This window comes from Pseudomonas sp. GP01-A4, assembly GCF_058780865.1.
Genome location: NZ_JBYSWF010000002.1, coordinates 18,805 through 44,163, shown reverse-complemented (window position 1 = coordinate 44,163; position 25,359 = coordinate 18,805). Strand labels below are relative to the sequence as shown.

Here is a 25,359-nt window from a genome sequence, read left to right as displayed (position 1 = left end):
TTTTAGGCACGGGTATTGCTACAGCACTCGCAACGTTCCGTTTAACTGACGGTCAGCCAAGCGAGAGAGCATGATGCCCCACGCCGCCCAACTATCTTCGGTCCCTGACACTCAGGGGCCGGCCCCCTCCGTAGAGCAGATCAGCCGCCTCGGGCTTGAACAGGCTTTTTCCCTGTTCAACCAGATGTCGAGCCAGTTGACTGACTCCTACAGCCTGTTGGAAGCCCGGGTTTCCGAGCTTAAAGGCGAGTTGGCCGTGGTCAGTGCCCAGCGCATGGAAGAGCTGGCCGAGAAAGAGCGACTGGCCAACCGTCTGCAAAACCTCCTCGACCTGTTGCCCGGTGGCGTGATCGTCATCGACGAGCAGGGCCGTGTGCGCGAAGCCAACCCGGCGGCCTGCAACATGCTTGGCCTGCCGCTGGAAGGCGAGCTGTGGCGCGAGGTCATCACCCGCTGCTTTGCCCCGCGGGAAGACGACGGCCACGAAATCTCCCTCAAGGATGGGCGCCGCCTGTCCATCGCCACGCGTTCCCTGGATGCCGAGCCCGGCCAGTTGGTGTTGCTCAACGACCTGACTGAAACCCGGCACCTGCAAGACCAGTTGGCCCGCCATGAGCGCCTGTCGTCTTTGGGGCGAATGGTCGCTTCCCTGGCCCACCAGATTCGTACGCCATTGTCGGCCGCGCTGATTTACGCCAGTCATTTGACTGATGAGCAATTGCCCGCCGCCACCCACCAGCGTTTTGCCGGCCGCCTCAAGGAGCGCCTGCACGAACTGGAGCATCAGGTGCGCGACATGCTGGTGTTTGCCCGCGGCGAATTGCCGCTGACCGACCGCGTCACCCCGGCCGCCTTGATGCAGTCCCTGCAAGCGGCGGCCGCCACTCATATCCAGGAAGCGTCAGTCCGTTGGCAGTGCGACAGCCATTACGGCGAGTTGCTGTGCAACCGCGACACCCTGGTGGGCGCGCTGCTCAACCTGATCGAAAACGCGACCCAGGCCAGCGGCCCCGGGGCGCGGCTCAAGGTGCACCTGTACAACCGTGGCGAGACCCTGCGCCTGAGCATCAGCGACAGCGGCAGCGGGATTGACCCGGCAGTGCTGCAGCGCCTCGGCGAGCCTTTTTTTACCACCAAGACCAACGGGACCGGCCTGGGCCTGACCGTGGTCAAGGCAGTCGCCCGTGCACATCAGGGAGAATTGCAGCTGCATTCCCGGTTGGGTCGTGGCACGTGCGCGTTGATCACGCTGCCGCTGTTTTCATGCGCCGTCAGCGCGGAGTAAAAGGTCATGGCTATCAAGGTTTTATTGGTTGAAGACGATCGCGCCCTGCGTGAAGCATTGGCTGACACGCTGTTGCTGGCGGGCCATGACTATCGGGCGGTCGGTTCTGCCGAAGAAGCCTTGGAAGCGGTGGAGCAGGAGTCCTTCAGCCTGGTGGTCAGCGACGTCAACATGCCGGGCATGGACGGACACCAGTTGCTCGGCCTGTTGCGTGCGCGCCAGCCGCAACTGCCGGTGCTGCTGATGACCGCCCACGGCGCCGTCGAGCGTGCCGTCGACGCCATGCGTCAGGGCGCAGCGGATTACCTGGTCAAGCCCTTCGAACCCAAAGCCTTGATCGAACTGGTCGCCCGGCATGCCCTTGGCACCCTGGGCGCTGCCGAGGGTGAAGGTCCGATTGCCTTCGAACCGGCCAGCGCGCAATTGCTGGAACTGGCGGCCCGTGTTGCCCGCAGCGATTCCACCGTGCTGATCTCCGGCGAGTCCGGTACCGGCAAGGAAGTACTGGCGCGCTACATCCACCAGCAATCCCATCGTGCCAGCCAGCCGTTCATTGCGATCAACTGCGCGGCCATCCCCGACAACATGCTCGAAGCCACCTTGTTCGGCCATGAGAAGGGCTCGTTCACCGGCGCCATCGCGGCGCAGGCCGGCAAGTTCGAACAGGCCGACGGCGGCACCATCCTGCTCGACGAAATCTCCGAAATGCCCCTTGGCCTGCAAGCCAAGTTGCTGCGGGTATTGCAGGAGCGCGAAGTGGAGCGGGTGGGCGCACGCAAGCCGATCCAGCTGGACATCCGTGTGGTTGCTACCACCAACCGCGACCTGGCGGGCGAAGTGGCGGCGGGGCGTTTCCGTGAGGACCTGTTCTACCGTCTCTCGGTGTTCCCGTTGGCCTGGCGCCCGTTGCGCGAGCGCCCGGCCGACATCATCCCGCTGGCCGAGCGCCTGCTGGGCAAGCACGTCAATAAAATGAAGCATGCCCAGGCGCGCCTGTCGGCCGAGGCCCAGGCCTGCCTGATCAGCTACCCGTGGCCCGGCAACGTGCGGGAACTGGACAATGCGATCCAGCGTGCGTTGATTTTGCAGCAGGGCGGGCTGATCCAGCCCCAGGATTTCTGCCTGGCCATGGGCGCGGGCGCAGCCCCGCAGCCGAGCCTGGCTGCCGCGCCACAGGTCGAAGCCGTGCCTGCCGAATCCGCCGGCGCCCTGGGCGACGACCTGCGTCGCCGGGAATTCCAGATGATCATCGACACCCTGCGCTCCGAGCGCGGGCGCCGCAAAGAAGCCGCCGAGCGCCTGGGCATCAGCCCGCGCACCCTGCGCTACAAGCTGGCGCAGATGCGTGACGCCGGGATGGACGTGGAAGCCTATCTCTACGCCACCTGAAAATTCTCAAAGCCGACAGGGCCAGTCGCCTTTTCTTACAGAATGCCACGGAGCTGGCACCCTTGTTGCTACCACCCCTGTAATCGCTGTGTAGTGTCAAAAAATTGCGGGTCGTCGGAGAGAAAGTTCATGAGCCAAGGTGTTGAGTTCAATCGGTTGATGTTGGATATGCGGTCCATGCAAATGGATGCCATGGCTCAACCGAAATCCGCCGCGCAAGCCGTACCGGAATTGGGCCAGAGCAGCTTTGCCGACATGCTCGGCCAGGCCATCAACAAAGTCAGCGACACCCAGCAGGCATCCAATCAGTTGGCGACCGCCTTCGAGATCGGCAAGAGCGGCGTGGACCTCACCGACGTGATGGTCGCCTCGCAAAAAGCCAGCGTTTCATTCCAGGCCTTGACCCAGGTGCGCAACAAGCTGGTTCAAGCCTATCAAGACATCATGCAGATGCCGGTTTAAGGACGATTTGAGTCATGGCAGAAGCACTCGTGGATAACGCACCCGCCAAGGCAGACGGCAAGCCGCCGCTGTTTGGCCTGTCGTTCCTGGAAAACCTCTCCGAGATGACCATGTTGCGTCAGGTGGGCCTGATGGTCGGCCTGGCTGCCAGCGTGGCGATTGGTTTTGCCGTGGTGCTGTGGTCCCAGCAACCGGATTACCGTCCGTTGTACGGCAGCCTGGCCGGCATGGATTCCAAGCAGATCATGGAAACCCTGGCGGCGGCAGACATCAGCTACACCGTCGAACCGAATTCCGGCGCCCTGTTGGTCAAGGCCGACGATGTGGCCCGTGCGCGGATGAAGCTGGCGGCTGCCGGCGTAACCCCGTCCGACGCGAATATCGGCTTTGAAATCCTCGACAAGGACCAGGGCCTGGGGACCAGCCAGTTCATGGAAGCCACCCGCTACCGTCGCGGCCTGGAAGGCGAACTGGCGCGCACCATCTCCGCCCTGAACAACGTCAAGGGCGCCCGCGTGCACCTGGCGATTCCGAAAAGCTCGGTATTTGTGCGCGATGAACGCAAGCCTAGCGCCTCGGTCCTGGTCGAACTCTTTGCCGGCCGCTCCCTTGAGCCTGGCCAGGTATTGGCGATCATCAACCTGGTGGCCACCAGCGTTCCTGAATTGAGCAAGTCGCAGATCACCGTAGTCGACCAGAAGGGCAACCTGCTGTCGGACCTTGCGGAGAACTCCTCGCTGACCATGGCCGGCAAGCAGTTCGACTACAGCCGTCGCATGGAAAGCATGCTGACCCAGCGTGTGCACAACATCCTGCAACCGGTGTTGGGCAATGATCGCTACAAGGCTGAAGTGTCGGCCGACGTCGACTTCAGCGCCGTCGAATCGACCTCCGAGCAGTTCAACCCGGACCAGCCGGCCCTGCGCAGCGAGCAATCGACCACCGAACAACGTACCGCCAGCAATGGCCCGCAAGGCGTGCCGGGTGCCCTGAGCAACCAGCCACCAACCCCGGCCACTGCCCCGCAAACCACCGGTGGCGCTGCCGCTACCGCAGGCGCGGTGCAGCCTGGCCAGCCGCTGTTGGACGCCAACGGCCAGCAGATCATGGACCCGGCCACCGGCCAGCCCATGCTCGCGCCGTACCCGGCCGACAAGCGCAACCAGTCCACCAAGAACTTCGAGCTTGATCGTTCCATCAGCCACACCAAGCAGCAACAGGGTCGGATCAATCGCCTGTCGGTGTCGGTGGTGGTGGATGACCAGGTCAAGGTCAATGCCGCAGACGGCGCCATCACCCGCGCCCCATGGAGCGCCGATGAATTGGCGCGCTTCACTCGCCTGGTACAGGATGCGGTGGGCTTCGATGCCAGCCGTGGCGACAGCGTCAGCGTGATCAACATGCCGTTCTCCGCCGAGCGTGGCGAAGTCATCGCCGAGGCAGCGTTCTATACTCAGCCCTGGTTCTGGGACATCGTCAAGCAAGTGCTGGGGGTGTTGTTCATCCTGTTGCTGGTGTTCGGCGTACTGCGCCCGGTGCTCAACAACATCACCGGCCACGGCAAGAAGCAACTGGCCCTGGCCGGCGGCGACGTCGAGCTGGGTGGCATGGGCGGCCTCGATGGCGAACTGGCCAACGACCGCGTGAGCCTCGGTGGCCCGCAAAGCATTCTGTTGCCTAGCCCGAGCGAGGGTTATGACGCTCAGTTGAACGCAATCAAGAGCCTGGTGGCCGAAGACCCGGGTCGTGTGGCCCAGGTCGTGAAAGAGTGGATTAACGCAGATGAGTGATAGCCGAGCTGCAGTAGCCAAACTCTCCCGGGTCGACAAAGCCGCCGTGCTGTTGCTGTCCCTCGGAGAAACCGACGCCGCCCAAGTGCTGCGCCACATGGGGCCCAAAGAGGTTCAGCGTGTCGGCGTGGCCATGGCGCAAATGCGCAATGTGCACCGCGAGCAAGTCGAGCAGGTGATGAGCGAGTTCGTCGAGATCGTCGGCGACCAGACCAGCCTGGGCGTCGGCTCCGACAGCTACATTCGCAAGATGCTCACCTCGGCCCTGGGCGAAGACAAGGCCAACGGCCTGATCGACCGCATCCTGCTGGGTGGCAACACCAGCGGCCTCGACAGCCTGAAGTGGATGGAACCGCGGGCCGTGGCCGACGTGATCCGCTACGAACACCCGCAAATCCAGGCGATCGTGGTGGCGTATCTCGACCCCGACCAGGCCGGTGAAGTGCTCGGCCACTTCGACCATAAGGTGCGCCTGGATATCATCCTGCGCGTCTCGTCGTTGAACACCGTGCAGCCGGCGGCCCTGAAAGAACTGAACACGATTCTCGAGAAGCAGTTCTCGGGCAATTCCAACGCTTCGCGCACCACCCTGGGCGGCATCAAGCGTGCGGCCGACATCATGAACTTCCTCGACAGCTCGGTGGAAGGCCAGTTGATGGACTCGATCCGCGAGATCGACGACAGCCTGTCGGTGCAGATCGAAGACCTCATGTTCGTGTTCAACAACCTCTCCGACGTCGACGACCGTGGCATCCAGGCGTTGCTGCGGGAAGTGTCCTCCGACGTACTGGTGCTGGCGCTCAAGGGCTCCGACGAGGGCGTCAAGGAAAAGATCTTCAAGAACATGTCCAAGCGGGCTTCCGAACTGTTGCGCGACGACCTCGAGGCCAAGGGCCCGGTGCGCGTCAGCGACGTGGAAACTGCACAGAAGGAAATCCTCACCATTGCCCGCCGTATGGCCGAAGCCGGAGAAATCGTTCTCGGTGGGAAGGGCGGCGAAGAAATGATTTAAGGCGCCGCGCATGTCGAACAAAGATGAGACGCCCAGCGATCTGATTCGCGCACGGGACGTCGGAGGGTTCGACGTCTGGTCGCTGCCCAGTTTCGACCCGCATCGCCCGGAGCCTGAGCCGGAGCCGGTAGAAGAACCCCCGGCCGAGATGGAAGAAGTGCCGCTGGAGGAAGTCCAGCCACTGACCCTGGAAGAGCTCGAAAGCATTCGCCAGGAAGCCTACAACGAAGGTTTCTCCACCGGCGAGAAGGACGGTTTTCGCAGCACCACCCTCAAGGTCCGCCAGGAAGCCGAGGCCGCGCTGAGCGTCAAGCTGGCCAGCCTGGAAACCCTGATGGGCAGCCTGTTCGAGCCCATCGCCGAGCAGGACTCGCAGATTGAAAAAGCCATGGTCGGGCTGGTGGAGCACATCACCCGCCAGGTGATTCAGCGCGAATTGGCCCTGGACTCCACGCAAATCGAAAGCGTGATGCGCGAAGCCCTCAAGCTGCTGCCCCTGGGCGTCGGCAACGTGCGGCTGTACATCAACCCGCAGGATTTCGAACAGGTCAAAGCCCTGCGCGAGCGCCATGAAGAAACCTGGCGCATCGTCGAAGACGCTGCGCTGCTGCCCGGTGGTTGCCGGGTCGAGACCGAGCACAGCCGCATCGATGCCACGGTGGAGACGCGCATCACGCAGATCATGGCCAAGCTGTTCGATCAGTTGCACGAGCAGGCGCTGCACCCGGCAGAGCCGGACTTGAGCGTCGAACTGGACACCCCCGATGCGCCTTGATCGCACCAGCTTCGCCAAGCGCCTGGGTGGCTATGCCGAAGTCACCGAGTTGCCCGGCCAGCCGATCCTGGAGGGCCGCCTGCTGCGCATGGTCGGCCTGACCCTGGAAGCCGAAGGCCTGCGCGCCGCCATGGGCAGCCGCTGCATGGTGATCAACGACGACAGCTACCACCCGGTGCAGGTCGAAGCCGAAGTGATGGGGTTCTCCGGCAGCAAAGTATTCCTGATGCCCGTCGGCAGCGTTGCCGGCATTGCCCCCGGCGCTCGCGTGGTGCCGCTGGCCGACACCGGCCGCCTGCCGATGGGCATGAGCATGCTCGGCCGCGTGCTGGATGGCGCCGGGCGCGCCCTCGACGGCAAGGGCGGGATGAAGGCCGAAGACTGGGTGCCGATGGACGGCCCGACCATCAACCCGCTCAAGCGCAACCCCATCAGCGTGCCGCTGGACGTGGGCATTCGCAGCATCAACGGTTTATTGACGGTGGGCCGCGGCCAGCGCCTGGGCCTGTTTGCCGGTACCGGCGTCGGTAAGTCGGTGTTGTTGGGCATGATGACGCGCTTTACCGAGGCCGACATCATCGTGGTCGGGCTGATCGGCGAGCGGGGCCGGGAGGTGAAGGAATTCATCGAGCACAGCCTCGGCGAAGAAGGCCTCAAGCGTTCGGTCGTGGTGGCCTCACCGGCGGATGACGCGCCGCTGATGCGCCTGCGCGCCGCGATGTACTGCACGCGCATCGCCGAATATTTTCGCGACAAGGGCAAGAACGTCCTGTTGCTGATGGACTCCCTGACCCGTTTCGCCCAGGCCCAGCGGGAAATTGCGCTGGCCATCGGCGAGCCGCCGGCCACCAAGGGCTATCCGCCGTCAGTGTTCGCCAAGCTGCCCAAGCTGGTGGAGCGTGCCGGTAACGCCGAAGCCGGTGGTGGTTCGATCACTGCGTTCTACACCGTACTCTCCGAGGGCGATGACCAGCAGGACCCGATTGCCGACTCGGCGCGGGGCGTGCTCGACGGGCACATCGTGCTGTCCCGGCGCCTGGCCGAAGAAGGGCACTACCCGGCCATCGACATCGAAGCCTCCATCAGCCGGGTGATGCCGTCGGTGGTCACCCCGGAGCACATGATGCGCGCGCAGCAGTTCAAGCAACTGTGGTCGCGTTATCAACAGAGCCGCGACCTGATCAGCGTCGGCGCCTATGTGGCCGGCGGCGATCGCGAGACCGACCTGGCGATTGCCCTGCAACCGCAACTGGTGACGTACCTGCGCCAGGGCCTCAACGACAAGATCAGCATGGGTGAAAGCGAGGCACACCTGGGCACCATCTTCGCGCCGGCGCCGGGCGGATAAACCATGGCCAACACTCGCGCCGCGCGCCTTGCCCCGGTAGTGGACATGGCCGAAAAAGCTGAAAAGACCGCCGTCCAGCGCCTGGGGTACTTCCAGGGCCAGGTTCGCCTGGCGGAAAGCAAGCTGGGGGATCTGGAGCGCTTTCGCGGCGAGTATCAGCAGCAGTGGATCGAGCGTGGCAGCAAGGGCGTCTCCGGGCAGTGGCTGATGGGCTACCAGGGTTTTCTCAACCAGTTGGAAACCGCCGTCGGCCAGCAGCGCCAGAGCCTGGCCTGGCACCAGGCCAACGTCGACAAGGCCCGCGACAGCTGGCAACAGGCCTATGCCCGGGTCGAAGGCCTGCGCAAACTGGTGCAGCGCTACATCGACGAAGCCCGTGCACTGGAAGACAAGCGCGAGCAGAAATTGCTGGATGAATTGTCCCAGCGACTTCCCCGCCAAAACCCCTATTAACCACGCCCTCGCTCCTACACGGATTTGCTCACTTCCCTATCACCTGCTACACCTTGTTGCACATTGCCAATGACAAGGAAGCAGTCGTATGTCAGTCGAATCAGAAGTGTCCCTGGACGGGACGAAGTTGACGATCACCGTCAGGGGGCGATTCGATTTCGGTAGCCACCAGGCCTTTCGTGATGCCTACGAGCGGTTCTACAAGGTGCCCGAGATCTACGTGGTGGACTTGAAGGAAACCACCTACATGGACAGCTCGGCCCTGGGCATGCTCCTGCTGTTGCGTGACCATGCCGGAGGCGACAATGCCGAAGTGCAGGTGGTCAACGCCAACTCCGATGTGCGCAAGATCCTGGCCATTTCCAACTTCGACAAACTGTTCGACCTCACTTGAGCGTCCTGGCCCCGGTCCTCGAGGCGCTGACGGTGTTGATCGCCGAAGACAGCGCCGCCGACCTGTTGTTGCTGTCAACCATCGTGCGCCGCCAGGGCCACCAGGTGCTGACCGCCAGTAACGGCCAGGAAGCGGTCGATGTGTTTACCCGTGAACGGCCGCAGTTGGTGTTGATGGACGCCCTGATGCCGGTGATGGACGGCTTCGAGGCGGCCCGCCAGATCAAGCAGCGGGCGGGGGAGGCGCTGGTGCCGATCATCTTCCTCACCTCCCTGCGCGAGAGCGAAGCCCTGGCCCAGTGCCTGGATGCCGGGGGCGACGACTTCCTGGCCAAACCCTATAACCAGGTGATCCTGGCGGCAAAGATCAATGCCATGGATCGCCTGCGTCGCTTGCAGGCCACGGTGTTGCAGCAACGCGACCTGATCGCCCGGCACCACGACTACCTGCTGCAGGAGCAGCGAGTGGCCAAGGCGGTGTTCGACAAGGTGGCCCACTCGGGCTGCATCAACGCCGCGCCGAATATTCGTTATGTGCAGTCGCCCTACGCGCTGTTCAACGGCGATTTGCTGCTGGCCGCGTACACGCCGTCGGGCGATATGCATGTGCTGCTGGGGGACTTTACTGGCCACGGTTTACCGGCGGCGGTCGGCGCGATGCCGCTGGCGGAAGTGTTCTACGGCATGACTGCCAAGGGCTACGGATTGGCGCAAACCCTGCGGGAGATGAACGCCAAGCTCAAGCGCATCCTGCCGGTGGACATGTTCTGTTGTGCCACCTTGCTGTGCCTCAGCGCCCAGCGACGGGTGGTGGAAGTGTGGAATGGCGGCATGCCCGACGGCTACGTGCATGACGTCACCACCGGCAAGCGCACGCCGCTGGTGTCGCGGCATTTGCCATTGGGCGTGCTGGCGGCCGAGGCGTTTGATGACCGCACTGAAGTCTGGCCGATGGCGCTGGGTGACCGAGTGTTTTTGCTGTCGGATGGTGTGCTGGATACTGCCGATGCCCATGAACAGTTGTTTGGCGCCGAGCGGTTGCAGCAGGTGTTTGCGGCCAATCGCGAGCCGGACCGGTTGTTCGAGGAGATCGAACAGGCCTTGGCGGGTTTTCGCGGTGAGGTGCGCGATGACATCAGCATGGTGGAGATCAGCCTGCAGGCGGATGAGCCGTTGCGTTCGTCGTCGGTGGTGTATTCCGACAGTGGGCAGTCGTCGCCGCTGGATTGGTCGGTAAGTTTTGAGTTTCGTGCCGAGACGCTCAAGTCCTACAACCCTTTGCCGTATTTGTTGCAGTTGCTGTTGGAGATTCATGGGCTGCGGGAGCAGAGCGGGGCGTTGTACAGCGTGATGGCAGAGTTGTATTCCAATGCGCTTGAACATGGTGTGCTGGGGCTGGATTCGCGGCTCAAGCGGGATGCACAGGGGTTTGCTGCGTATTACCGCGAGCGTAATGAGCGGCTGGCGCGGTTGGATAGCGGGTATGTGCGGGTGCACCTGGATGTGGTGCCGACCGGGGAGGGGGGGTGTCTGACGCTGCGGATCGAGGACAGTGGGGCCGGGTTTGATGTGGATAAGGTGCTGGCCAGGCCGCTGGATGTTGACCGTCTGTCTGGTAGGGGATTGAGCCTGGTGCGCCAGTTGAGCAGCGATGTAGGCTGGTCTGATGGCGGGCGGTGTGTGTGCGTGGAGTTTTCATGGAAGGCTCTGGCATAATCCGCCGATTCTTGATCAAGGAGCGAACAAGTGGCAGAGATTCATCTGGACCCCGATGTGCTGACTGGCTTGCAGGAGGTCATGGAGGGCGAGTATCCGAAGCTGCTCGACACTTTTCTCGATGACTCGCAAAAGCGGGTAGAGGCGTTGCGCCGGGCTCGGGATGATGCCAAGGCGCTTGGGCGGATTGCGCATAGCTTCAAGGGGAGTAGCGGTAATCTTGGGGCGGTGCGGTTGGCTGAGCTTTGTCAGTTGCTCGAGGATAAGTCCGCCAAGCCTGTGGTTGCGGACTTGGCGCAGTTGGTGGATGAGATTGACCATGAATTCGCGCTGGTGCGGCCGTTGTATGAGCATGAGCGGGGGCGGTTTCAGCTCTGACGCTTTTGGTGTGTATATCGGTTTCTTCGGTAACGGCGGCTTATGGTTTCGCTCTTGCAGCGAGTCACTTTGCAAAAGCGGCACAGTAACCAAGGCGCTCTGCCCCATCAAAAACCAGAGCGAAAGCAGAGCTGCTTTTCTGTGGGAGCGGGCTTGCTCGCGAAAAACCTGAGAGCGCCGCGTTCATCCAGAATGCCCGCGTCATCGTTAACGACCTTCGCGAGCAAGCCCGCTCCCACATTTGGACCGTGCCCGCTTTTGATTTGGCTGTTGCTTTTGCTCTTCAACACTCAAGACCCCATACAAGCCCTCACCCAAATAACGGATATACACCCTTAAACCAAAACCTGGCCCAACTCTTGCTCTATCTCCTGTTACCGCACCCTCGACCCCTGTGCGGCGGAGACTCTTGACTATGGCAATCACCCCGAATTCGCTCCTTCAGGCAGCCCTTGCGGCCAAGCCTCAAGCGCCCGCTGCCAATCCACCGGCAGTGGCTGCGAACCCGCGGGACAAGGCCCCGGGCTTCGCTCAGGTGTTCGCCAACCAGGCCCCTGCGCCTGCGGCAAAACCTGTCGACACCCCCATCAAATCCACCCGCGACAAGCCTGCGGACAACAGCCCCAAGCCCGCCGCCAACAACGACAAGCCTGCCGCCGGCACCCCATCGGTTGCCGAAAACGGCAAGACTTTGCCTGCCAGCCCACCGGCCAAGGCGGACACCCCGGACACCACCGCCAAGTCAGACGACGATGCCCCGGCAGACGATCCGTCCCTGGCCCAGCAACCTCCGGTCGACCCCGCCGTAGACCCGGCGCTGATAGCCGCGGTAGTCCCTGTCCCCGTCCCCGCTACGCCGGCGCCCGTCGAGACCCCGACGCCGGCCACCGCGAAGGATGACAAAAACCAGCCAGTCGTGGCGCCACCGATTGCCGCGACCGACGACGCCAAGCCCGCCTTCGATCCCGAGGCCGATCCGCTGGATGCAATGCCCGCCGTGCGCCTGGCCATGGAACAGGGCGGACACGTGTCCGCCAGCAGCCAGGCCCCGGCAAAAACCGCCCCGGCCCCGACCCAGGATCAGCCGACTGCCGCGCAAAACTTCGTCACAGGCCTGGCCAATATGGTCGACCAGCAAGCGTCCAAGGACAGCACCGACCAGGGCGGCGACAAAGCCTTTGCCGGTCTGATCGACGGCGGCCTCAAGGATTTGAAGGACGCCAGCAGCGACACCCGTGTCGATGACTTCGCCAACCGCCTCGCCGCGCTGACCCAGGCTGCCACGCCGAAAACTGCGAATGCCCTGCCGCCGGTGGCCAACGCGCCATTGGCCATGCACCAGAGTGGCTGGACCGATGAGGTGGTGAACCGGGTCATGTACCTGTCCAGCGCCAACCTCAAGTCGGCAGAGATCCAGTTGCAGCCCGCTGAACTGGGTCGCCTGGACATCAGCGTGAAGATGTCCGCCGACCAGCAGGCGCAAGTCACCTTCATGAGCGGCCATGCGGTGGTGCGTGAAGCCCTGGAAAGCCAGTCGGGCCGCCTGCGGGAGATGTTTGCCCAGCAGGGCATGGGCCAGGTCGACGTCAACGTGTCGGACCAGTCACGTGGCTGGCAGGGGCAGCAGGGCCAGGACCAGCAACAGCAGAACCAGGCTCGCGGCGTCAGCGGCAGTGGCGGGCGGGGTGATGGGGTTGATGGCGGCGGTATCGGTGAGGTGGCTGAAGTGGCCGCGCCGGTGGTGCAGTCGGTGATTGGCTCCAGTGCCGTGGACTACTACGCCTGATCCGAGGCCTGGCGATGATCAAAATGTGGGAGCGGGCTTGCTCGCGAATACGGAGTGTCAGTCACAGTTACAGGTGCTGATCCACCGCTTTCGCGAGCAAGCCCGCTCCCACATTGGTTTTGCAGTGTCGGCGAAACCGTGACCGAACTGACAACTCTGGCATAACACTTGCTCTTGCCTTTCCCCAGAACTATGAATCCCAGAATAGTGACGGATTATTGGCATGGCGAAGAGCGACGACGCAGCAAAAGCACCCGCAGGCAAGGGCAAGCTCAAGCTTATCCTGCTGATTGTCCTGGCCTTGTTGCTGGCGATCGGCTTGTCCGTGGGGGCTACCTGGTACTTTATGCACAGTGCCCAGAGCAAACCGGCCGCCACGGCCGAGGTCAACCCCAACGTCAAGCAACCGGCAATCTTCGAGCCGATGCTGCCGGCGTTTGTCGCCAACTTCAATCAGAACGGCCGTCAACGCTACCTGCAGGTGAGCATTACCCTGCTGGCGCGTAACCAGGCAGACCTGGATGCCCTCAAGGTGCACATGCCAGTGATCCGCAACAACCTGGTGATGCTGTTTTCCGCCCAACCCTTCGACACCCTCGCCACCCCGGTGGGCCAGGAAATGCTGCGCCAGAAGGTCACTGCCAGCGTGCAGGAAGTGGCCCAGAAGGAAGTCGGCAAACCGGTGATCGAGCAGGTGCTCTTCACTAATTTCGTATTGCAGTAGGATCACGACATGGCCGTGCAGGACCTGCTGTCCCAGGATGAAATCGATGCGCTGCTCCATGGCGTCGACGATGGTCTGGTACAGACCGAAATGGCTGCCGAGCCCGGCAGCGTCAAAAGCTACGACCTGACCAGCCAGGATCGCATCGTCCGTGGACGCATGCCGACCCTGGAAATGATCAACGAGCGTTTTGCCCGTTACACCCGTATCAGCATGTTCAACATGCTGCGCCGCTCGGCGGACGTGGCGGTGGGCGGCGTGCAGGTGATGAAGTTCGGTGAGTACGTGCACTCGCTGTACGTGCCCACCAGCCTCAACCTGGTGAAGATCAAGCCGCTGCGCGGCACCGCGCTGTTCATCCTCGACGCCAAGCTGGTGTTCAAGCTGGTGGACAACTTCTTCGGCGGCGACGGCCGTCACGCCAAGATCGAAGGCCGTGAATTCACCCCGACCGAGTTGCGGGTGGTGCGCATGGTGCTGGAGCAGGCCTTCATCGACTTGAAGGAAGCCTGGCAGGCGATCATGGAAGTCAATTTCGAGTACATCAACTCGGAAGTGAACCCGGCCATGGCCAACATCGTCGGCCCCAGCGAAGCCATTGTGGTCTCCACCTTCCACATCGAACTCGATGGCGGTGGCGGCGACCTGCACGTGACCATGCCGTACTCGATGATCGAGCCGGTGCGCGAGATGCTCGATGCCGGTTTCCAGTCCGACCTCGACGACCAGGACGAACGTTGGGTGAAAGCCCTGCGCGAAGACCTGCTGGACGTCGACGTACCCCTGAGCGCCACCGTGGCCCGTCGCCAGCTGCGTTTGCGGGATATTTTGCACATGCAGCCGGGGGATGTGATTCCCGTCGACCTGCCGGAAGAACTGATCATGCGCGCCAACGGCGTGCCGTCGTTCAAGGTCAAGCTCGGTTCTCACAAAGGCAACCTGGCGTTGCAAGTGATCGAACCGATCAACCGTCGCTGATCCACCTTAATTTCTGCTCCGCCGAGGACATGTAATGGCTACCGAACACGAAAACACTTCCGCCGAAGACCAGGCCCTGGCTGACGAGTGGGCGGCTGCCCTGGAAGAAACCGGCGATGTCGGCCAGGACGATATCGATGCATTGCTGGCGGCCGATGCGGCCACTGCACCGGTCGGCAACCGCCTTCCCATGGAAGAGTTCGGCAGCGTGCCGAAGAACAATGACCCGGTGACCCTCGACGGTCCGAACCTGGACGTGATCCTCGACATCCCGGTGTCGATCTCCATGGAAGTCGGCAGCACCGAAATCAACATCCGCAACCTGCTGCAGCTCAACCAGGGGTCGGTGATCGAGCTGGACCGCCTGGCCGGCGAGCCGCTGGACGTGCTGGTCAACGGCACGCTGATCGCCCATGGCGAAGTGGTGGTGGTCAACGAGAAGTTCGGCATCCGCCTGACCGACGTGATCAGCCCGAGCGAACGCATCAAGAAGTTGCGTTGATATGAAGCGCTCATTGGTAGGACTGTTATCGACGCTGCCCTTGAGCGTAATGGCAGCAGAACCGGTTGCCCAGGCGGCTGCGCCGGCACTCGGCAGCGGTGTGGGCGGGCAACTCACCCAGTTGGTGCTGGGGTTGTTGCTGGTGGTTGGGCTGATCTTCGTGCTCGCCTGGGTGCTGCGCCGCGTGCAGCGCATCGGCCCGGGCAATGCCCAGGTCATCGAGCTGGTGGGTTCACGCGCCCTTGGCCCGCGAGACAGGCTGGTGCTGGTGCAGGTCGGCGACGAGCAGATCCTGCTGGGCATCACCCCCGGCCGCATCACCCCGTTGCACGTGCTCAAGTCGCCTGTGGAAGTGGCCCAGACCCAAGCGGCCACGCCGGAATTCGCCCAGCGCCTCATGGAGTTGCTGGGCAAGGATCAGAAGGATAAGAAGTAATGCGCGTTTTATTGACGCTCATGCTGTTGCTGGCAGCGCCGCTGGCGTACGCAGCAGACCCGTTGTCGATCCCGGCGATCACCCTGGGCACCAATGCGGCGGGCGCGCAGGAGTATTCGGTCAGCCTGCAGATCCTGCTGATCATGACCGCGCTGAGCTTCATCCCCGCGTTCGTGATGCTGATGACCAGCTTCACCCGCATCATCATCGTGTTCTCGATCCTGCGTCAGGCCCTCGGCCTGCAACAGACGCCGTCGAACCAGATCCTCACCGGCATTGCGCTGTTCCTGACGCTGTTCATCATGGCGCCGGTGTTCGACAAGGTGAACCAGCAAGCCCTGCAACCGTACCTGGCGGAGAAAATGACCGCCCAGGATGCGATCGACAAGGCCCAGGGCCCGATCAAGGATTTCATGCTGTCGCAGACCCGTTCCAGCGATCTTGAGTTGTTTGTGCGGTTGTCCAAGCGTACCGACATCGCCAGCCCCGACATGGCGCCGCTGACCATCCTGGTGCCGGCGTTCGTGACCTCGGAGTTGAAGACCGCGTTCCAGATCGGCTTCATGATCTTCATTCCGTTCCTGATCATCGACCTCGTCGTGGCGAGTGTGCTGATGGCCATGGGTATGATGATGCTGTCGCCGCTGATCATTTCGCTGCCGTTCAAGATCATGCTGTTTGTGTTGGTGGACGGGTGGGCGCTGATTATCGGCACCCTGGCCGGCAGTTTCGGTGGGGTGTAGGCCATGACGCCAGAAGTAGCAGTCGACCTGTTTCGCGAAGCCCTGTGGCTGACCACCATGATGGTCGCCGTGCTGGTGGTGCCGAGCCTGTTGGTGGGCCTGTTGGTGGCGATGTTCCAGGCCGCGACCCAGATCAACGAACAGACCCTGAGCTTTTTGCCGCGCCTGCTGGTGATGCTGATCACCCTGATCGTCGCCGGCCCGTGGCTGGTGCAAACCTTCATGGAATACATCCTGCAGCTGTACGGCAGTATTCCGCAGTTGATCGGCTGACCCCGTGAATTCGATGCTGGCCTTGACCGACACCCAGATCAGCACCTGGGTGGCCTCGTTCATCCTGCCGTTGTTCCGGGTCACGGCCGTGCTGATGACCATGCCGGTGTTCGGCACCACTCTGGTACCAAGGCGCATCCGCCTGTATTTCGCGGTGGCGATCACCGTGGTGATCGTGCCGGGCTTGCCGCCGATGCCACCGGTGAATGCCCTGGACCTCAGTGCAATGATGCTGATCGCCGAGCAAATCATCATCGGCGCCTTGCTGGGCTTCTCCCTGACGCTGTTCTTCCAGGCCTTCGTCATCGCCGGGCAGATCATCTCGATCCAGATGGGCATGGGCTTCGCGTCCATGGTCGACCCTACCAACGGCGTGTCGGTGGCGGTGATCGGGCAATTCCTGACGATGCTGGTGACCTTGCTGTTCCTGGCCATGAACGGCCACCTGGTGGTGTTCGAGGTGATGACCGAAAGCTTCACCACCTTGCCGGTGGGCAGCGGGTTGGTGGTCAATCATTTCTGGGAGCTGGTGGGGCGCTTGAGCTGGGTGCTCGGTGCATCCCTGCTGCTGGTATTGCCGGCGATCACTGCGCTGCTGGTGGTCAACATCGCCTTTGGCGTGATGACTCGGGCGGCGCCGCAGTTGAACATCTTCTCCATCGGTTTCCCGTTGACCCTGGTGCTGGGCATGGGGATTTTCTGGGTCGGCATGGCTGACATTCTCAATCAGTATCAACCGCTGGCGACCGACGCCTTGCAGTTTTTACGTGACTTGGCGCGGGCGCGGTAAGCCATGGCCGAGAGCGAGAGTGGCCAGGACAAGACAGAAGACCCCACGGAGAAACGTAAAAAGGACTCCCGGGAAAAGGGCGAGATTGCCCGCTCCAAAGAGCTCAACACCCTGGCGATCATGCTCGCCGGTTCCGGCGGCCTGCTGATCTACGGCGGTGGCCTGGCCCTGGACCTGATGGAGTTGATGCGCCTGAATTTCTCCCTGCCCCGCGACGTGCTGCTGAGCCCGGGCGCCATGGGCTTGTACCTGCTGCACTCGGGCAAGATCGCGATCCTCGCGGTGCAGCCGATCCTCATCACCTTGTTGCTGGCGGCCCTGATCGGCCCGATTTCCCTCGGCGGCTGGCTGTTTGCCGCCGGCAGCCTGGCGCCCAAATTCAGCCGGATGAACCCGGCGGCCGGGCTCAAGCGGATGTTTTCCACCAAGGCCCTGGTGGAACTGCTCAAGGCCTTGGCCAAGTTCATCCTGATCCTGTTTGTGGCGTTGACGGTGTTGTCGTCCGACATCGACGACCTGCTGCGCATCGCCCATGAGCCGATCGAGCTGGCGATCATCCACAGTGTGCAAGTGGTGGGCTGGAGCTCGCTGTGGATGGCTTGCGGGCTGATCCTCATTGCTGCGGTGGATGCGCCGATCCAGCTGTGGGAAAGCCACAAGAAACTGCTGATGACCAAGCAGGAAGTGCGCGACGAGCACAAGGACCAGGAAGGCCGGCCCGAGGTCAAGCAGCGGATTCGCCAGCTGCAGCGCGAGATGTCCCAGCGCAAGATGATGGCCTCGGTGCCCGATGCCGATGTGGTCATCACCAACCCGACCCACTACGCCGTGGCGCTCAAGTACGACCCGGAGAAGGGTGGGGCGCCGATGTTGCTGGCCAAGGGCAGTGATTTCACGGCGTTGAAAATCCGCGAGATTGCGGTCGCCAATGACATCCTGCTGCTGGAATCGCCGGAGTTGGCGCGGTCGATCTTCTACTCCACCGACCTGGACCAGGAAATTCCGGCCGGGTTGTATCTGGCGGTGGCTCAGGTGTTGGCGTACGTGTATCAGATCCGCCAGTACCGGGCGGGCAAGGGCAAGCGGCCGGATCCGCTCAAAGACCTGCCGATTCCGCCGGATTTGCGTCGGGATTCCTGATTTTGTAGCGTCCCTCCTGGCCTCTTCGCGAGCAAGCCCGCTCCCACATTTGACCGTGTATATCCCGTATAAACGCGGTCAAATGTGGGAGCGGGCTTGCTCGCGAAGGCGTCCGCCCAAACAACAAAAATCCCCCTGAGCGTTCCCGCAATTGCATCTCGCACCGTGTAAGTCGCGGGCGAGGGCGCTACCTCAATCAGCGTGGCGAGGGAGCTTGCTCCCGCTGGGGTGCGAAGCGCCCCCAATAAAGCTACCGCGGTGATTCAGGCAAAGCGCGCAAGCCGTTCCGGGGCTGCTGCGCAGCCCAGCGGGAGCAAGCTCCCTCGCCACAGGTGATGTGTGTACGGCGGTAGCCCTTCGCTGTCCGTGAGACCGATCTGCTTCCTCAAGCAAAAGTTGGAAGGCTTCTTGCAATACCGCCTCCAGGACGCTTCCCGGCGTCAAAAGTTTGCTTCAAGGAAACGAGGAATACCGGTGGATCGCTCTCAAATGCTCAGCACGGCCCGTGGCACCCTGACTGACCTCTCGCGAGGCAATCTGGGTGTGCCGTTGTTGTTGCTGGTGATGCTGGCAATGATGATGTTGCCGATGCCGCCGTTCCTGCTGGATGTGTTCTTCACCTTCAACATTGCGCTGTCGGTCGTCGTATTGCTGGTGTGCGTATACGCCCTGCGGCCGCTGGATTTCGCGGTATTCCCGACCATCCTGCTGATCGCCACCCTGCTGCGGCTGGCGCTTAACGTGGCTTCCACCCGGGTGGTGATGCTCCACGGCCAGGACGGCCACGCCGCCGCAGGCAAGGTGATCCAGGCCTTCGGCGAGGTGGTGATCGGCGGTAACTACGTGGTCGGTATCGTGGTTTTTGCGATCTTGATGATCATCAACTTCGTGGTCGTGACCAAGGGCGCCGGGCGGATTTCCGAGGTGAGCGCGCGTTTTACCCTCGACGCGATGCCCGGCAAGCAGATGGCGATCGACGCCGACCTCAACGCCGGCCTGATCGACCAGAACCAGGCCAAGGCCCGTCGCCTTGAAGTCGCCCAGGAAGCCGAGTTCTACGGTTCCATGGACGGTGCCAGCAAATTCGTGCGCGGCGACGCCATCGCCGGCCTGTTGATTCTGTTTATCAACCTGATCGGCGGCATGGCGGTCGGCATCTTCCAGCACGGCATGACCTTCGGCGACGCCGGCAAGGTTTACGCGCTGCTGACCATCGGTGACGGTTTAGTGGCGCAATTGCCATCACTGTTGTTATCTACAGCTGCGGCGATCATGGTGACCCGTGCTTCGGGCTCCGAAGACATGGGCAAGCAGATCAGCCGGCAGATGTTTGCCTCGCCCAAGGCGCTGGCGGTGGCGGCAGGCATCATGGCGATCATGGGCATCGTGCCGGGCATGCCCCATGTCTCGTTCCTGAGCATGGCCGCCATGGCCGCCGGCGGTGCCTACCTGTTCTGGAAAAAACAAAACAACATCAAGGTGATTGCCCAGCAGGAAGTGGCGCGCCAGCAGGAACTGCTGCCATCGCCGGCCCGCGCCCTGGAAACCAAGGAGCTGGGCTGGGACGACGTGACCCCGATCGACATGATCGGCCTGGAAGTCGGCTACCGCCTGATTCCCCTGGTGGATCGCAACCAGGGCGGGCAATTGCTGGCGCGGATCAAGGGTGTGCGCAAGAAGTTGTCCCAGGACCTGGGCTTCCTGATGCCCACCGTGCACATTCGCGACAACCTCGACCTGGCCCCGAGCGCCTACCGCCTGACCCTGATGGGGGTGATTCTGGCCGAGGCCGAGATCTACCCGGACCGCGAACTGGCGATCAACCCGGGCCAGGTGTTTGGCAGCCTCAACGGGATTACCGCCAAAGATCCGGCTTTTGGCCTGGAAGCGGTATGGATCGAAATCAGCCAGCGCAGCCAGGCGCAGTCGCTGGGCTACACCGTGGTCGACGCCAGCACTGTGGTCGCCACCCACCTCAACCAGATTCTGTACAAGCACTCCCACGAGCTGATTGGCCACGAAGAAGTCCAGCAACTCTTGCAATTGCTGGCCAAGGCCTCGCCAAAACTCGCCGAAGAGCTGGTACCGGGTGTGCTGTCCACCTCGCAACTGCTCAAGGTGCTGCAAGCGCTGTTGGCCGAGCAGGTGCCGGTGCGGGACATTCGCAGCATTGCCGAAGCTATCGCCAACAATGCCGCCAAGAGTCAAGATACTGCCGCCCTGGTGGCCGCAGTGCGCGTCGGATTGTCGCGTGCAATCGTCCAAAGCATTGTAGGGCTTGACTCCGAGCTGCCTGTTATCACCTTGGAACCAAGGTTGGAACAAATATTGCTCAATAGTATTCAGAAGGCTGGGCAGGGCGCGGATGAAGGCGTGTTGCTGGAGCCAAGCATGGCAGAGAAGCTGCAGCGTTCGTTGATCGAAGCCGCGCAGCGCCAGGAAATGGAAGGCCATCCGGTGATCCTGCTGGTGGCTGGCCCCGTCCGGGCGATGTTGTCGCGGTTTGGACGCCTGGCTATACCGAATTTGCACGTATTGGCTTACCAGGAAATTCCTGACAATAAGCAAGTGACTATCGTCGCGACAGTAGGGCCCAACGGCTGAGGTAGTGGGATATGCAAGTGAAGCGTTTTTTCGCCGCCGATATGCGTCAGGCCATGAAACTGGTACGTGATGAGTTGGGCGCCGACGCTGCGATTATCGGTAACCGTCGTATTGCCGGCGGTGTGGAGCTGACGGCTGCCCTGGATTACAAACCCTCGGCCCTGGCGCCGCGCGTGCCGAACATGGAACTGGAAGACGAGCTGCGCAAGACCGCTTCGCGCATTGTCTCGGCCCAGGCTGAACTGAGCATGCGTGGCGACAGCGACGCCTCCACCAATCGCCAGCTGTTTGCCGGGCTGCCGTTGACCGCGTCCGAGCCGCTGGTAGAGCCGACTTTTGTTGAACCACCGCGTCCTGCTGCGCCAGCCCCGGCGCCGGCGGTAGACCAGCGGGTGTTCGACTCGATGCGTTTCGAACTCAACGGCCTGCGTGAACTGCTGGAAGTGCAGCTGGGTTCGCTGGCCTGGAACCAGTTGCAGGGCAGCCAGCCACAACAGGCCAACCTGTGGCGTCGCCTGCAACGCATTGGCCTTTCCGGCCCGTTGTCCCGCGACCTGCTGCAACTGACCACCCAAATTGAAGAACCTCGCCAGGCCTGGCGCATGCTCCTGGCCCACCTGGCGCGGATGATCGTCACCCCGGAAATCGAACCCCTGGAAGAAGGCGGTGTGATTGCCATGGTCGGCCCGGCCGGCATGGGCAAGACCACCACCCTGGCCAAGCTGGCCGCACGTTACGTGCTCAAGTACGGCGCCCAGAACATCGCGCTGGTGAGCATGGACAGCTACCGCATCGGCGCCCAGGAACAACTCAAGACCCTGGGCCGCATCCTCAATGTGCCGGTGACCCACGTCGACCCGGGCCAGTCCCTGGCCAACGCCCTCGACCCATTGCTGCGCAAGCGCGTGGTGCTGATCGACACCGCCGGCCTGCAAGCCAGCGACCCGGCCCTGCGCATGCAGCTGGAAAGCCTGGCCGGGCGCGGGATCAAATCCAGAAACTATTTGGTGCTTGCCACTACCAGCCAGAAGCAGGTATTGACCGCCGCCTACCACAGCTACAAGCGCTGCGGGCTGGCGGGTTGCATCCTGACTAAACTGGATGAGACGGCAAGCCTGGGCGAAGTATTGAGCCTGGCAATCAGTCATGAATTACCGGTCGCCTACCTGACCGACGGGCCGCGGATCCCGGATGATCTGCATCTGCCGCGCCGTCATCAGTTGGTCAGCCGGGCTGTCAGCGTGCAAATGCAGGAAGAACCCAGTGAGGAAGCGATGGCTGACATGTTTGCTGACCTCTACCACAGCCCGAACAAGCGAGTTGGCTGAGGCATCATGGCTTTCTATTTAAAAATGACAGTGAAAAGTATCTACATCGATGGCCTGCCAGCAGTTCGCGCGGCCAACTTATGTAGCCTGCGTCTAAGCAAGACAAGGTAAAGAAATAAAATGGGCAGCATGCATCCCGTACAGGTGATCGCGGTGACCGGCGGCAAAGGTGGCGTCGGGAAAACTAACGTGTCAGTGAATTTGTCCCTGGCCCTGGCAGAGCTTGGCCGTCGCGTCATGCTGCTGGATGCTGACCTGGGGCTGGCGAACGTCGACGTTCTGCTGGGACTGACGCCCAAACATACCCTGGCCGATGTGATTGAAGGCCGCTGTGAGCTGCGCGACGTACTGTTGCAAGGCCCCGGCGGGATTCGCATCGTGCCGGCCGCTTCCGGCACCCAGAGCATGGTGCACCTGAGTCCGGCGCAACATGCCGGCCTGATTCAGGCGTTCAGCGACATTGGCGACAACCTCGACGTACTGGTGATCGACACCGCCGCCGGGATCGGCGAGTCGGTGGTCAGTTTCGTGCGCGCAGCCCAGGAAGTGTTGCTGGTGGTGTGCGACGAACCCACCTCGATCACCGACGCCTACGCCCTGATCAAACTGCTCAACCGCGACTACGGCATGAACCGCTTCCGCGTGCTGGCCAACATGGCCCAAAGCCCGCAGGAAGGGCGGAATCTGTTCGCCAAGTTGACCAAGGTCACGGATCGCTTCCTCGATGTCGCCTTACAATACGTTGGCGCAGTTCCTTACGACGAGTGTGTGCGCAAGGCCGTGCAAAAGCAGCGTGCGGTCTATGAAGCGTTCCCTCGTTCGAAGTGCGCATTGGCGTTCAAGGCTATTGCCCAGAAGGTCGATACCTGGCCGTTGCCCGCCAATCCCCGGGGGCATCTGGAGTTTTTCGTCGAGCGATTGGTGCATCAGACGAGCGCAGGACCGGTGCTATGACAGCCAGCGGCTACAACCTTTACAAGAAGTCGGCACGTGACAGTCAAGTCGAATTGATCGAGCGCTATGCGCCCCTGGTCAAGCGCATTGCCTATCACCTGCTGGCGCGCTTGCCTGCCAGCGTGCAGGTCGAGGACTTGATCCAGGCCGGGATGATCGGCCTGCTTGAAGTGTCGACCAAGTACGACGCGAGCAAGGGCGCGAGTTTCGAGACATACGCGGGTATCCGTATCCGTGGGGCCATGCTCGATGAAGTGCGTAAAGGTGATTGGGCGCCGCGATCAGTGCACCGCAATACGCGGATGGTGAGTGACGCAATTCGCTCAATTGAAGCAAAAACCGGTCGCGACGCTAAAGATCATGAAGTTGCGGCCGAACTCCAATTGAGTCTCGACGATTACTACGGGATTTTGAACGATACCTTGGGCAGCCGGCTGTTCAGTTTCGACGACCTTTTACAGGACGGCGAACATGAAGGGCTGCACGAGGACGGCGCGAGTGCCCATCTCGAACCGTCACGGGACCTGGAAGATGAACGCTTCCAGAGCGCGCTGGCGGACGCGATAGCCAATTTGCCGGAGCGTGAGCGACTGGTGTTGGCGCTGTACTACGACGAAGAGCTGAACCTCAAGGAAATCGGTGAGGTCCTGGGGGTCAGCGAATCGCGGGTCAGCCAGTTACACAGCCAGTGCGCGGCCCGCTTGCGGGGGCGTTTGGGAGAGTGGCGAGCGCGCTGACAGGCAGTGTGGGGACACTGCGAACGATACCGTCCAGGCCCTGCGCCCGGACGGGCTTGGCCCGTGGTGCGCCCCCGGTAGTCCTTTTTGTGTAACGCCTGTTGATTGATATGGCGCGCCCAGGTGCTGGGCGCGTTTAAGACTGCTTGGAGGTCGAATTGGACAAGAACATGAAAATCCTCATCGTTGATGACTTCTCAACGATGCGGCGGATCATAAAAAACCTGTTGCGTGACCTTGGGTTCACTAACACGGTCGAGGCGGATGACGGTATTACGGCGATTCCGATCCTCAACAGCGGGAGCATCGACTTTCTGGTAACGGACTGGAACATGCCGGGCATGACCGGTATCGATCTGCTGCGCCACGTGCGCGCCGATGAAAAACTGCGCAGCCTGCCTGTGCTGATGGTGACCGCTGAAGCCAAGCGTGAACAGATCATCGAAGCCGCCCAGGCCGGGGTCAACGGCTACGTGGTCAAGCCATTCACTGCACTGGCCTTGAAAGAGAAGATCGAAAAGATCTTCGAACGCATCGGTCATTGATGCTGCCACGGGGGAGCTATGGAGCATAAAGAATCATCGCAGGCCGACTTTGAGTCGACCCTGAAAAAACATGCTCATCAACTCGTCGAAAGCCTTGAAAGAGGCCAGTTCGGCGACGCGGTGCAGTTGATCCATGAGCTCAACCAGACCCGTGACCGCGGCCTGTACCAGGAAGTGGGCAAGCTCACCCGTGAGTTGCACAGTGCGATAGTCAATTTTCAGATTGACCCGCACATGCCCCAGGCCGAGGAAATCTCGCAGATCACGGATGCCACCGAACGCCTGTCCTACGTGGTCAGGCTGACTGAGGCGGCGGCCAACCGCACCATGGACCTGGTGGAAAACGCCACGCCTCTGGTCAACGGTATGGCCAGTGAAGCCAAGGCCCTGAGCACTGACTGGGGCCGGTTCATGCGTCGGGAAGTGGGCGCTGAGGAGTTTCGTGAGCTGGCGCGTCGGGTCGAGGGCTTTTTGTCCCGCAGCGAGCAGGAAAACCGCACGGTTTCCAGCAACCTCAATGACATTCTGCTGGCCCAGGATTACCAGGACCTCACCGGTCAGGTGATCAAGCGTGTGACCCAACTGGTCACCGAAGTGGAAAGCAACCTGCTCAAACTGGTGTTGATGGCGGGCCAGGTCGACCGGTTTGCCGGCATCGAACATGACCGCGCAGCGATCCTTTCTGAAAAAGATCCACAAAAACACCTCGCCAAGGGTGAAGGTCCGCAGATTCATGCCGATAAACGTGAAGACGTTGTATCCGGGCAAGACGACGTAGACGATTTGCTGTCCAGTTTAGGCTTCTAAGGAGCACACCC

The 25,359-nt window shown here is 61.9% G+C and carries 26 protein-coding genes; all 26 read left to right on the top strand.

Annotated elements, in window-relative coordinates; all coding sequences use genetic code 11:
* Positions 1 to 73 precede the first annotated feature (73 nt).
* The 26 genes from AC3WKX_RS02035 to AC3WKX_RS01910 all read left to right on the top strand — a co-directional run bounded on the left by AC3WKX_RS02035 (position 74) and on the right by AC3WKX_RS01910 (position 25,348).
* Entirely contained in the window at positions 74 to 1,285 is a 1,212-nt protein-coding gene (locus AC3WKX_RS02035; RefSeq protein WP_102604700.1) for a sensor histidine kinase, read from the top strand.
* Positions 1,286 to 1,291: 6 nt separating this feature from the next.
* Positions 1,292 to 2,674: a sigma-54-dependent transcriptional regulator gene (locus tag AC3WKX_RS02030; protein WP_102604684.1), complete on the top strand. Its 1,383-nt coding sequence runs from the start codon at positions 1,292 to 1,294 to the stop codon at positions 2,672 to 2,674.
* A gap of 129 nt (positions 2,675 to 2,803) precedes the next feature.
* The gene (fliE, locus tag AC3WKX_RS02025; protein ID WP_003214581.1) at positions 2,804 to 3,136 is read left to right on the top strand and encodes a flagellar hook-basal body complex protein FliE; all 333 of its coding nucleotides are present in this window, start codon (positions 2,804 to 2,806) and stop codon (positions 3,134 to 3,136) included.
* Between the two features lie 14 nt (positions 3,137 to 3,150).
* Positions 3,151 to 4,926: a flagellar basal-body MS-ring/collar protein FliF gene (gene fliF / locus AC3WKX_RS02020; RefSeq protein WP_008434839.1), complete on the top strand. Its 1,776-nt coding sequence runs from the start codon at positions 3,151 to 3,153 to the stop codon at positions 4,924 to 4,926.
* Positions 4,919 to 5,938, top strand: coding sequence for a flagellar motor switch protein FliG (gene fliG / locus AC3WKX_RS02015; protein ID WP_003214577.1), 1,020 nt, complete (start codon positions 4,919 to 4,921; stop codon positions 5,936 to 5,938). Before fliF ends, fliG begins: the two co-directional genes overlap by 8 nt.
* 10 nt (positions 5,939 to 5,948) lie before the next feature.
* Positions 5,949 to 6,713, top strand: a complete 765-nt coding sequence (gene fliH, locus AC3WKX_RS02010; RefSeq protein ID WP_008434837.1) for a flagellar assembly protein FliH — start codon at positions 5,949 to 5,951, stop codon at positions 6,711 to 6,713.
* Positions 6,703 to 8,061 carry a flagellar protein export ATPase FliI gene (fliI, locus tag AC3WKX_RS02005; RefSeq protein ID WP_087694334.1) on the top strand — a complete coding sequence of 453 codons (1,359 nt, stop codon included), beginning with the start codon at positions 6,703 to 6,705 and terminating at the stop codon, positions 8,059 to 8,061. The genes fliH and fliI overlap by 11 nt, the downstream gene beginning before the upstream one ends.
* A gap of 3 nt (positions 8,062 to 8,064) precedes the next feature.
* Positions 8,065 to 8,514 carry a flagellar export protein FliJ gene (gene fliJ, locus AC3WKX_RS02000; protein ID WP_008434833.1) on the top strand — a complete coding sequence of 150 codons (450 nt, stop codon included), beginning with the start codon at positions 8,065 to 8,067 and terminating at the stop codon, positions 8,512 to 8,514.
* A gap of 88 nt (positions 8,515 to 8,602) precedes the next feature.
* The gene (locus tag AC3WKX_RS01995) at positions 8,603 to 8,908 is read left to right on the top strand and encodes an STAS domain-containing protein (protein WP_003214569.1); all 306 of its coding nucleotides are present in this window, start codon (positions 8,603 to 8,605) and stop codon (positions 8,906 to 8,908) included.
* Entirely contained in the window at positions 8,905 to 10,623 is a 1,719-nt protein-coding gene (locus AC3WKX_RS01990; protein WP_102604685.1) for a fused response regulator/phosphatase, read from the top strand. The genes AC3WKX_RS01995 and AC3WKX_RS01990 overlap by 4 nt, the downstream gene beginning before the upstream one ends.
* Before the next feature lie 30 nt (positions 10,624 to 10,653).
* Complete coding sequence (locus AC3WKX_RS01985; RefSeq protein ID WP_003214564.1) at positions 10,654 to 11,001, top strand: Hpt domain-containing protein; 348 nt, start codon at positions 10,654 to 10,656, stop codon at positions 10,999 to 11,001.
* A 415-nt stretch (positions 11,002 to 11,416) separates the two neighbouring features.
* Positions 11,417 to 12,787, top strand: a complete 1,371-nt coding sequence (locus AC3WKX_RS01980) for a flagellar hook-length control protein FliK (protein ID WP_102604686.1) — start codon at positions 11,417 to 11,419, stop codon at positions 12,785 to 12,787.
* A 223-nt stretch (positions 12,788 to 13,010) separates the two neighbouring features.
* On the top strand, positions 13,011 to 13,511 hold the full coding sequence (gene fliL / locus AC3WKX_RS01975; protein WP_003214560.1) for a flagellar basal body-associated protein FliL: 501 nt from the start codon (positions 13,011 to 13,013) through the stop codon (positions 13,509 to 13,511).
* 9 nt (positions 13,512 to 13,520) lie between these two features.
* Positions 13,521 to 14,489 carry a flagellar motor switch protein FliM gene (fliM, locus tag AC3WKX_RS01970; protein ID WP_003214559.1) on the top strand — a complete coding sequence of 323 codons (969 nt, stop codon included), beginning with the start codon at positions 13,521 to 13,523 and terminating at the stop codon, positions 14,487 to 14,489.
* A gap of 34 nt (positions 14,490 to 14,523) precedes the next feature.
* Positions 14,524 to 14,991, top strand: coding sequence for a flagellar motor switch protein FliN (fliN, locus tag AC3WKX_RS01965; protein WP_003214557.1), 468 nt, complete (start codon positions 14,524 to 14,526; stop codon positions 14,989 to 14,991).
* A 1-nt stretch (position 14,992) separates the two neighbouring features.
* Positions 14,993 to 15,427 carry a flagellar biosynthetic protein FliO gene (fliO, locus tag AC3WKX_RS01960; RefSeq protein WP_023659254.1) on the top strand — a complete coding sequence of 145 codons (435 nt, stop codon included), beginning with the start codon at positions 14,993 to 14,995 and terminating at the stop codon, positions 15,425 to 15,427.
* On the top strand, positions 15,427 to 16,170 hold the full coding sequence (fliP, locus tag AC3WKX_RS01955; protein ID WP_102604687.1) for a flagellar type III secretion system pore protein FliP: 744 nt from the start codon (positions 15,427 to 15,429) through the stop codon (positions 16,168 to 16,170). The genes fliO and fliP overlap by 1 nt, the downstream gene beginning before the upstream one ends.
* A 3-nt stretch (positions 16,171 to 16,173) precedes the next feature.
* Positions 16,174 to 16,443, top strand: coding sequence for a flagellar biosynthesis protein FliQ (gene fliQ, locus AC3WKX_RS01950; protein WP_003214552.1), 270 nt, complete (start codon positions 16,174 to 16,176; stop codon positions 16,441 to 16,443).
* A gap of 13 nt (positions 16,444 to 16,456) precedes the next feature.
* The gene (gene fliR, locus AC3WKX_RS01945) at positions 16,457 to 17,233 is read left to right on the top strand and encodes a flagellar biosynthetic protein FliR (RefSeq protein WP_003214551.1); all 777 of its coding nucleotides are present in this window, start codon (positions 16,457 to 16,459) and stop codon (positions 17,231 to 17,233) included.
* A gap of 3 nt (positions 17,234 to 17,236) precedes the next feature.
* Positions 17,237 to 18,373, top strand: coding sequence for a flagellar biosynthesis protein FlhB (flhB, locus tag AC3WKX_RS01940; RefSeq protein WP_087694331.1), 1,137 nt, complete (start codon positions 17,237 to 17,239; stop codon positions 18,371 to 18,373).
* Between the two features lie 489 nt (positions 18,374 to 18,862).
* On the top strand, positions 18,863 to 20,977 hold the full coding sequence (gene flhA / locus AC3WKX_RS01935) for a flagellar biosynthesis protein FlhA (protein ID WP_023659255.1): 2,115 nt from the start codon (positions 18,863 to 18,865) through the stop codon (positions 20,975 to 20,977).
* 11 nt (positions 20,978 to 20,988) lie between these two features.
* Complete coding sequence (gene flhF / locus AC3WKX_RS01930; RefSeq protein ID WP_003214543.1) at positions 20,989 to 22,305, top strand: flagellar biosynthesis GTPase FlhF; 1,317 nt, start codon at positions 20,989 to 20,991, stop codon at positions 22,303 to 22,305.
* Between the two features lie 120 nt (positions 22,306 to 22,425).
* Complete coding sequence (gene fleN, locus AC3WKX_RS01925; protein WP_003192912.1) at positions 22,426 to 23,259, top strand: flagellar synthesis regulator FleN; 834 nt, start codon at positions 22,426 to 22,428, stop codon at positions 23,257 to 23,259.
* Positions 23,256 to 23,996, top strand: a complete 741-nt coding sequence (gene fliA, locus AC3WKX_RS01920; RefSeq protein ID WP_008434817.1) for an RNA polymerase sigma factor FliA — start codon at positions 23,256 to 23,258, stop codon at positions 23,994 to 23,996. The genes fleN and fliA overlap by 4 nt, the downstream gene beginning before the upstream one ends.
* Positions 23,997 to 24,166: 170 nt before the next feature.
* The gene (locus AC3WKX_RS01915) at positions 24,167 to 24,541 is read left to right on the top strand and encodes a chemotaxis response regulator CheY (RefSeq protein ID WP_005790040.1); all 375 of its coding nucleotides are present in this window, start codon (positions 24,167 to 24,169) and stop codon (positions 24,539 to 24,541) included.
* An 18-nt stretch (positions 24,542 to 24,559) separates the two neighbouring features.
* Positions 24,560 to 25,348 carry a protein phosphatase CheZ gene (locus AC3WKX_RS01910; RefSeq protein ID WP_003214538.1) on the top strand — a complete coding sequence of 263 codons (789 nt, stop codon included), beginning with the start codon at positions 24,560 to 24,562 and terminating at the stop codon, positions 25,346 to 25,348.
* Positions 25,349 to 25,359 lie beyond the last annotated feature (11 nt).

Bases quoted from the DNA above. Each gene is read 5' to 3' on its own strand.
- fliL (WP_003214560.1), top strand. From the start codon at position 13,011: ATGGCGAAGAGCGACGACGCAGCAAAAGCACCCGCAGGCAAGGGCAAG.
- fliP (WP_102604687.1), top strand. From the start codon at position 15,427: ATGCGCGTTTTATTGACGCTCATGCTGTTGCTGGCAGCGCCGCTGGCG.
- fliM (WP_003214559.1), top strand. From the start codon at position 13,521: ATGGCCGTGCAGGACCTGCTGTCCCAGGATGAAATCGATGCGCTGCTC.
- fliG (WP_003214577.1), top strand. From the start codon at position 4,919: ATGAGTGATAGCCGAGCTGCAGTAGCCAAACTCTCCCGGGTCGACAAA.
- fliE (WP_003214581.1), top strand. From the start codon at position 2,804: ATGAGCCAAGGTGTTGAGTTCAATCGGTTGATGTTGGATATGCGGTCC.
- fleN (WP_003192912.1), top strand. From the start codon at position 22,426: ATGGGCAGCATGCATCCCGTACAGGTGATCGCGGTGACCGGCGGCAAA.
- flhA (WP_023659255.1), top strand. From the start codon at position 18,863: ATGCTCAGCACGGCCCGTGGCACCCTGACTGACCTCTCGCGAGGCAAT.
- fliN (WP_003214557.1), top strand. From the start codon at position 14,524: ATGGCTACCGAACACGAAAACACTTCCGCCGAAGACCAGGCCCTGGCT.
- fliH (WP_008434837.1), top strand. From the start codon at position 5,949: ATGTCGAACAAAGATGAGACGCCCAGCGATCTGATTCGCGCACGGGAC.
- AC3WKX_RS02030 (WP_102604684.1), top strand. From the start codon at position 1,292: ATGGCTATCAAGGTTTTATTGGTTGAAGACGATCGCGCCCTGCGTGAA.
- AC3WKX_RS01980 (WP_102604686.1), top strand. From the start codon at position 11,417: ATGGCAATCACCCCGAATTCGCTCCTTCAGGCAGCCCTTGCGGCCAAG.
- flhF (WP_003214543.1), top strand. From the start codon at position 20,989: ATGCAAGTGAAGCGTTTTTTCGCCGCCGATATGCGTCAGGCCATGAAA.
- fliQ (WP_003214552.1), top strand. From the start codon at position 16,174: ATGACGCCAGAAGTAGCAGTCGACCTGTTTCGCGAAGCCCTGTGGCTG.
- flhB (WP_087694331.1), top strand. From the start codon at position 17,237: ATGGCCGAGAGCGAGAGTGGCCAGGACAAGACAGAAGACCCCACGGAG.
- fliJ (WP_008434833.1), top strand. From the start codon at position 8,065: ATGGCCAACACTCGCGCCGCGCGCCTTGCCCCGGTAGTGGACATGGCC.
- AC3WKX_RS01910 (WP_003214538.1), top strand. From the start codon at position 24,560: ATGGAGCATAAAGAATCATCGCAGGCCGACTTTGAGTCGACCCTGAAA.
- fliF (WP_008434839.1), top strand. From the start codon at position 3,151: ATGGCAGAAGCACTCGTGGATAACGCACCCGCCAAGGCAGACGGCAAG.
- AC3WKX_RS01995 (WP_003214569.1), top strand. From the start codon at position 8,603: ATGTCAGTCGAATCAGAAGTGTCCCTGGACGGGACGAAGTTGACGATC.
- AC3WKX_RS01915 (WP_005790040.1), top strand. From the start codon at position 24,167: ATGAAAATCCTCATCGTTGATGACTTCTCAACGATGCGGCGGATCATA.
- fliI (WP_087694334.1), top strand. From the start codon at position 6,703: ATGCGCCTTGATCGCACCAGCTTCGCCAAGCGCCTGGGTGGCTATGCC.
- fliA (WP_008434817.1), top strand. From the start codon at position 23,256: ATGACAGCCAGCGGCTACAACCTTTACAAGAAGTCGGCACGTGACAGT.
- fliO (WP_023659254.1), top strand. From the start codon at position 14,993: ATGAAGCGCTCATTGGTAGGACTGTTATCGACGCTGCCCTTGAGCGTA.
- AC3WKX_RS02035 (WP_102604700.1), top strand. From the start codon at position 74: ATGCCCCACGCCGCCCAACTATCTTCGGTCCCTGACACTCAGGGGCCG.
- fliR (WP_003214551.1), top strand. From the start codon at position 16,457: ATGCTGGCCTTGACCGACACCCAGATCAGCACCTGGGTGGCCTCGTTC.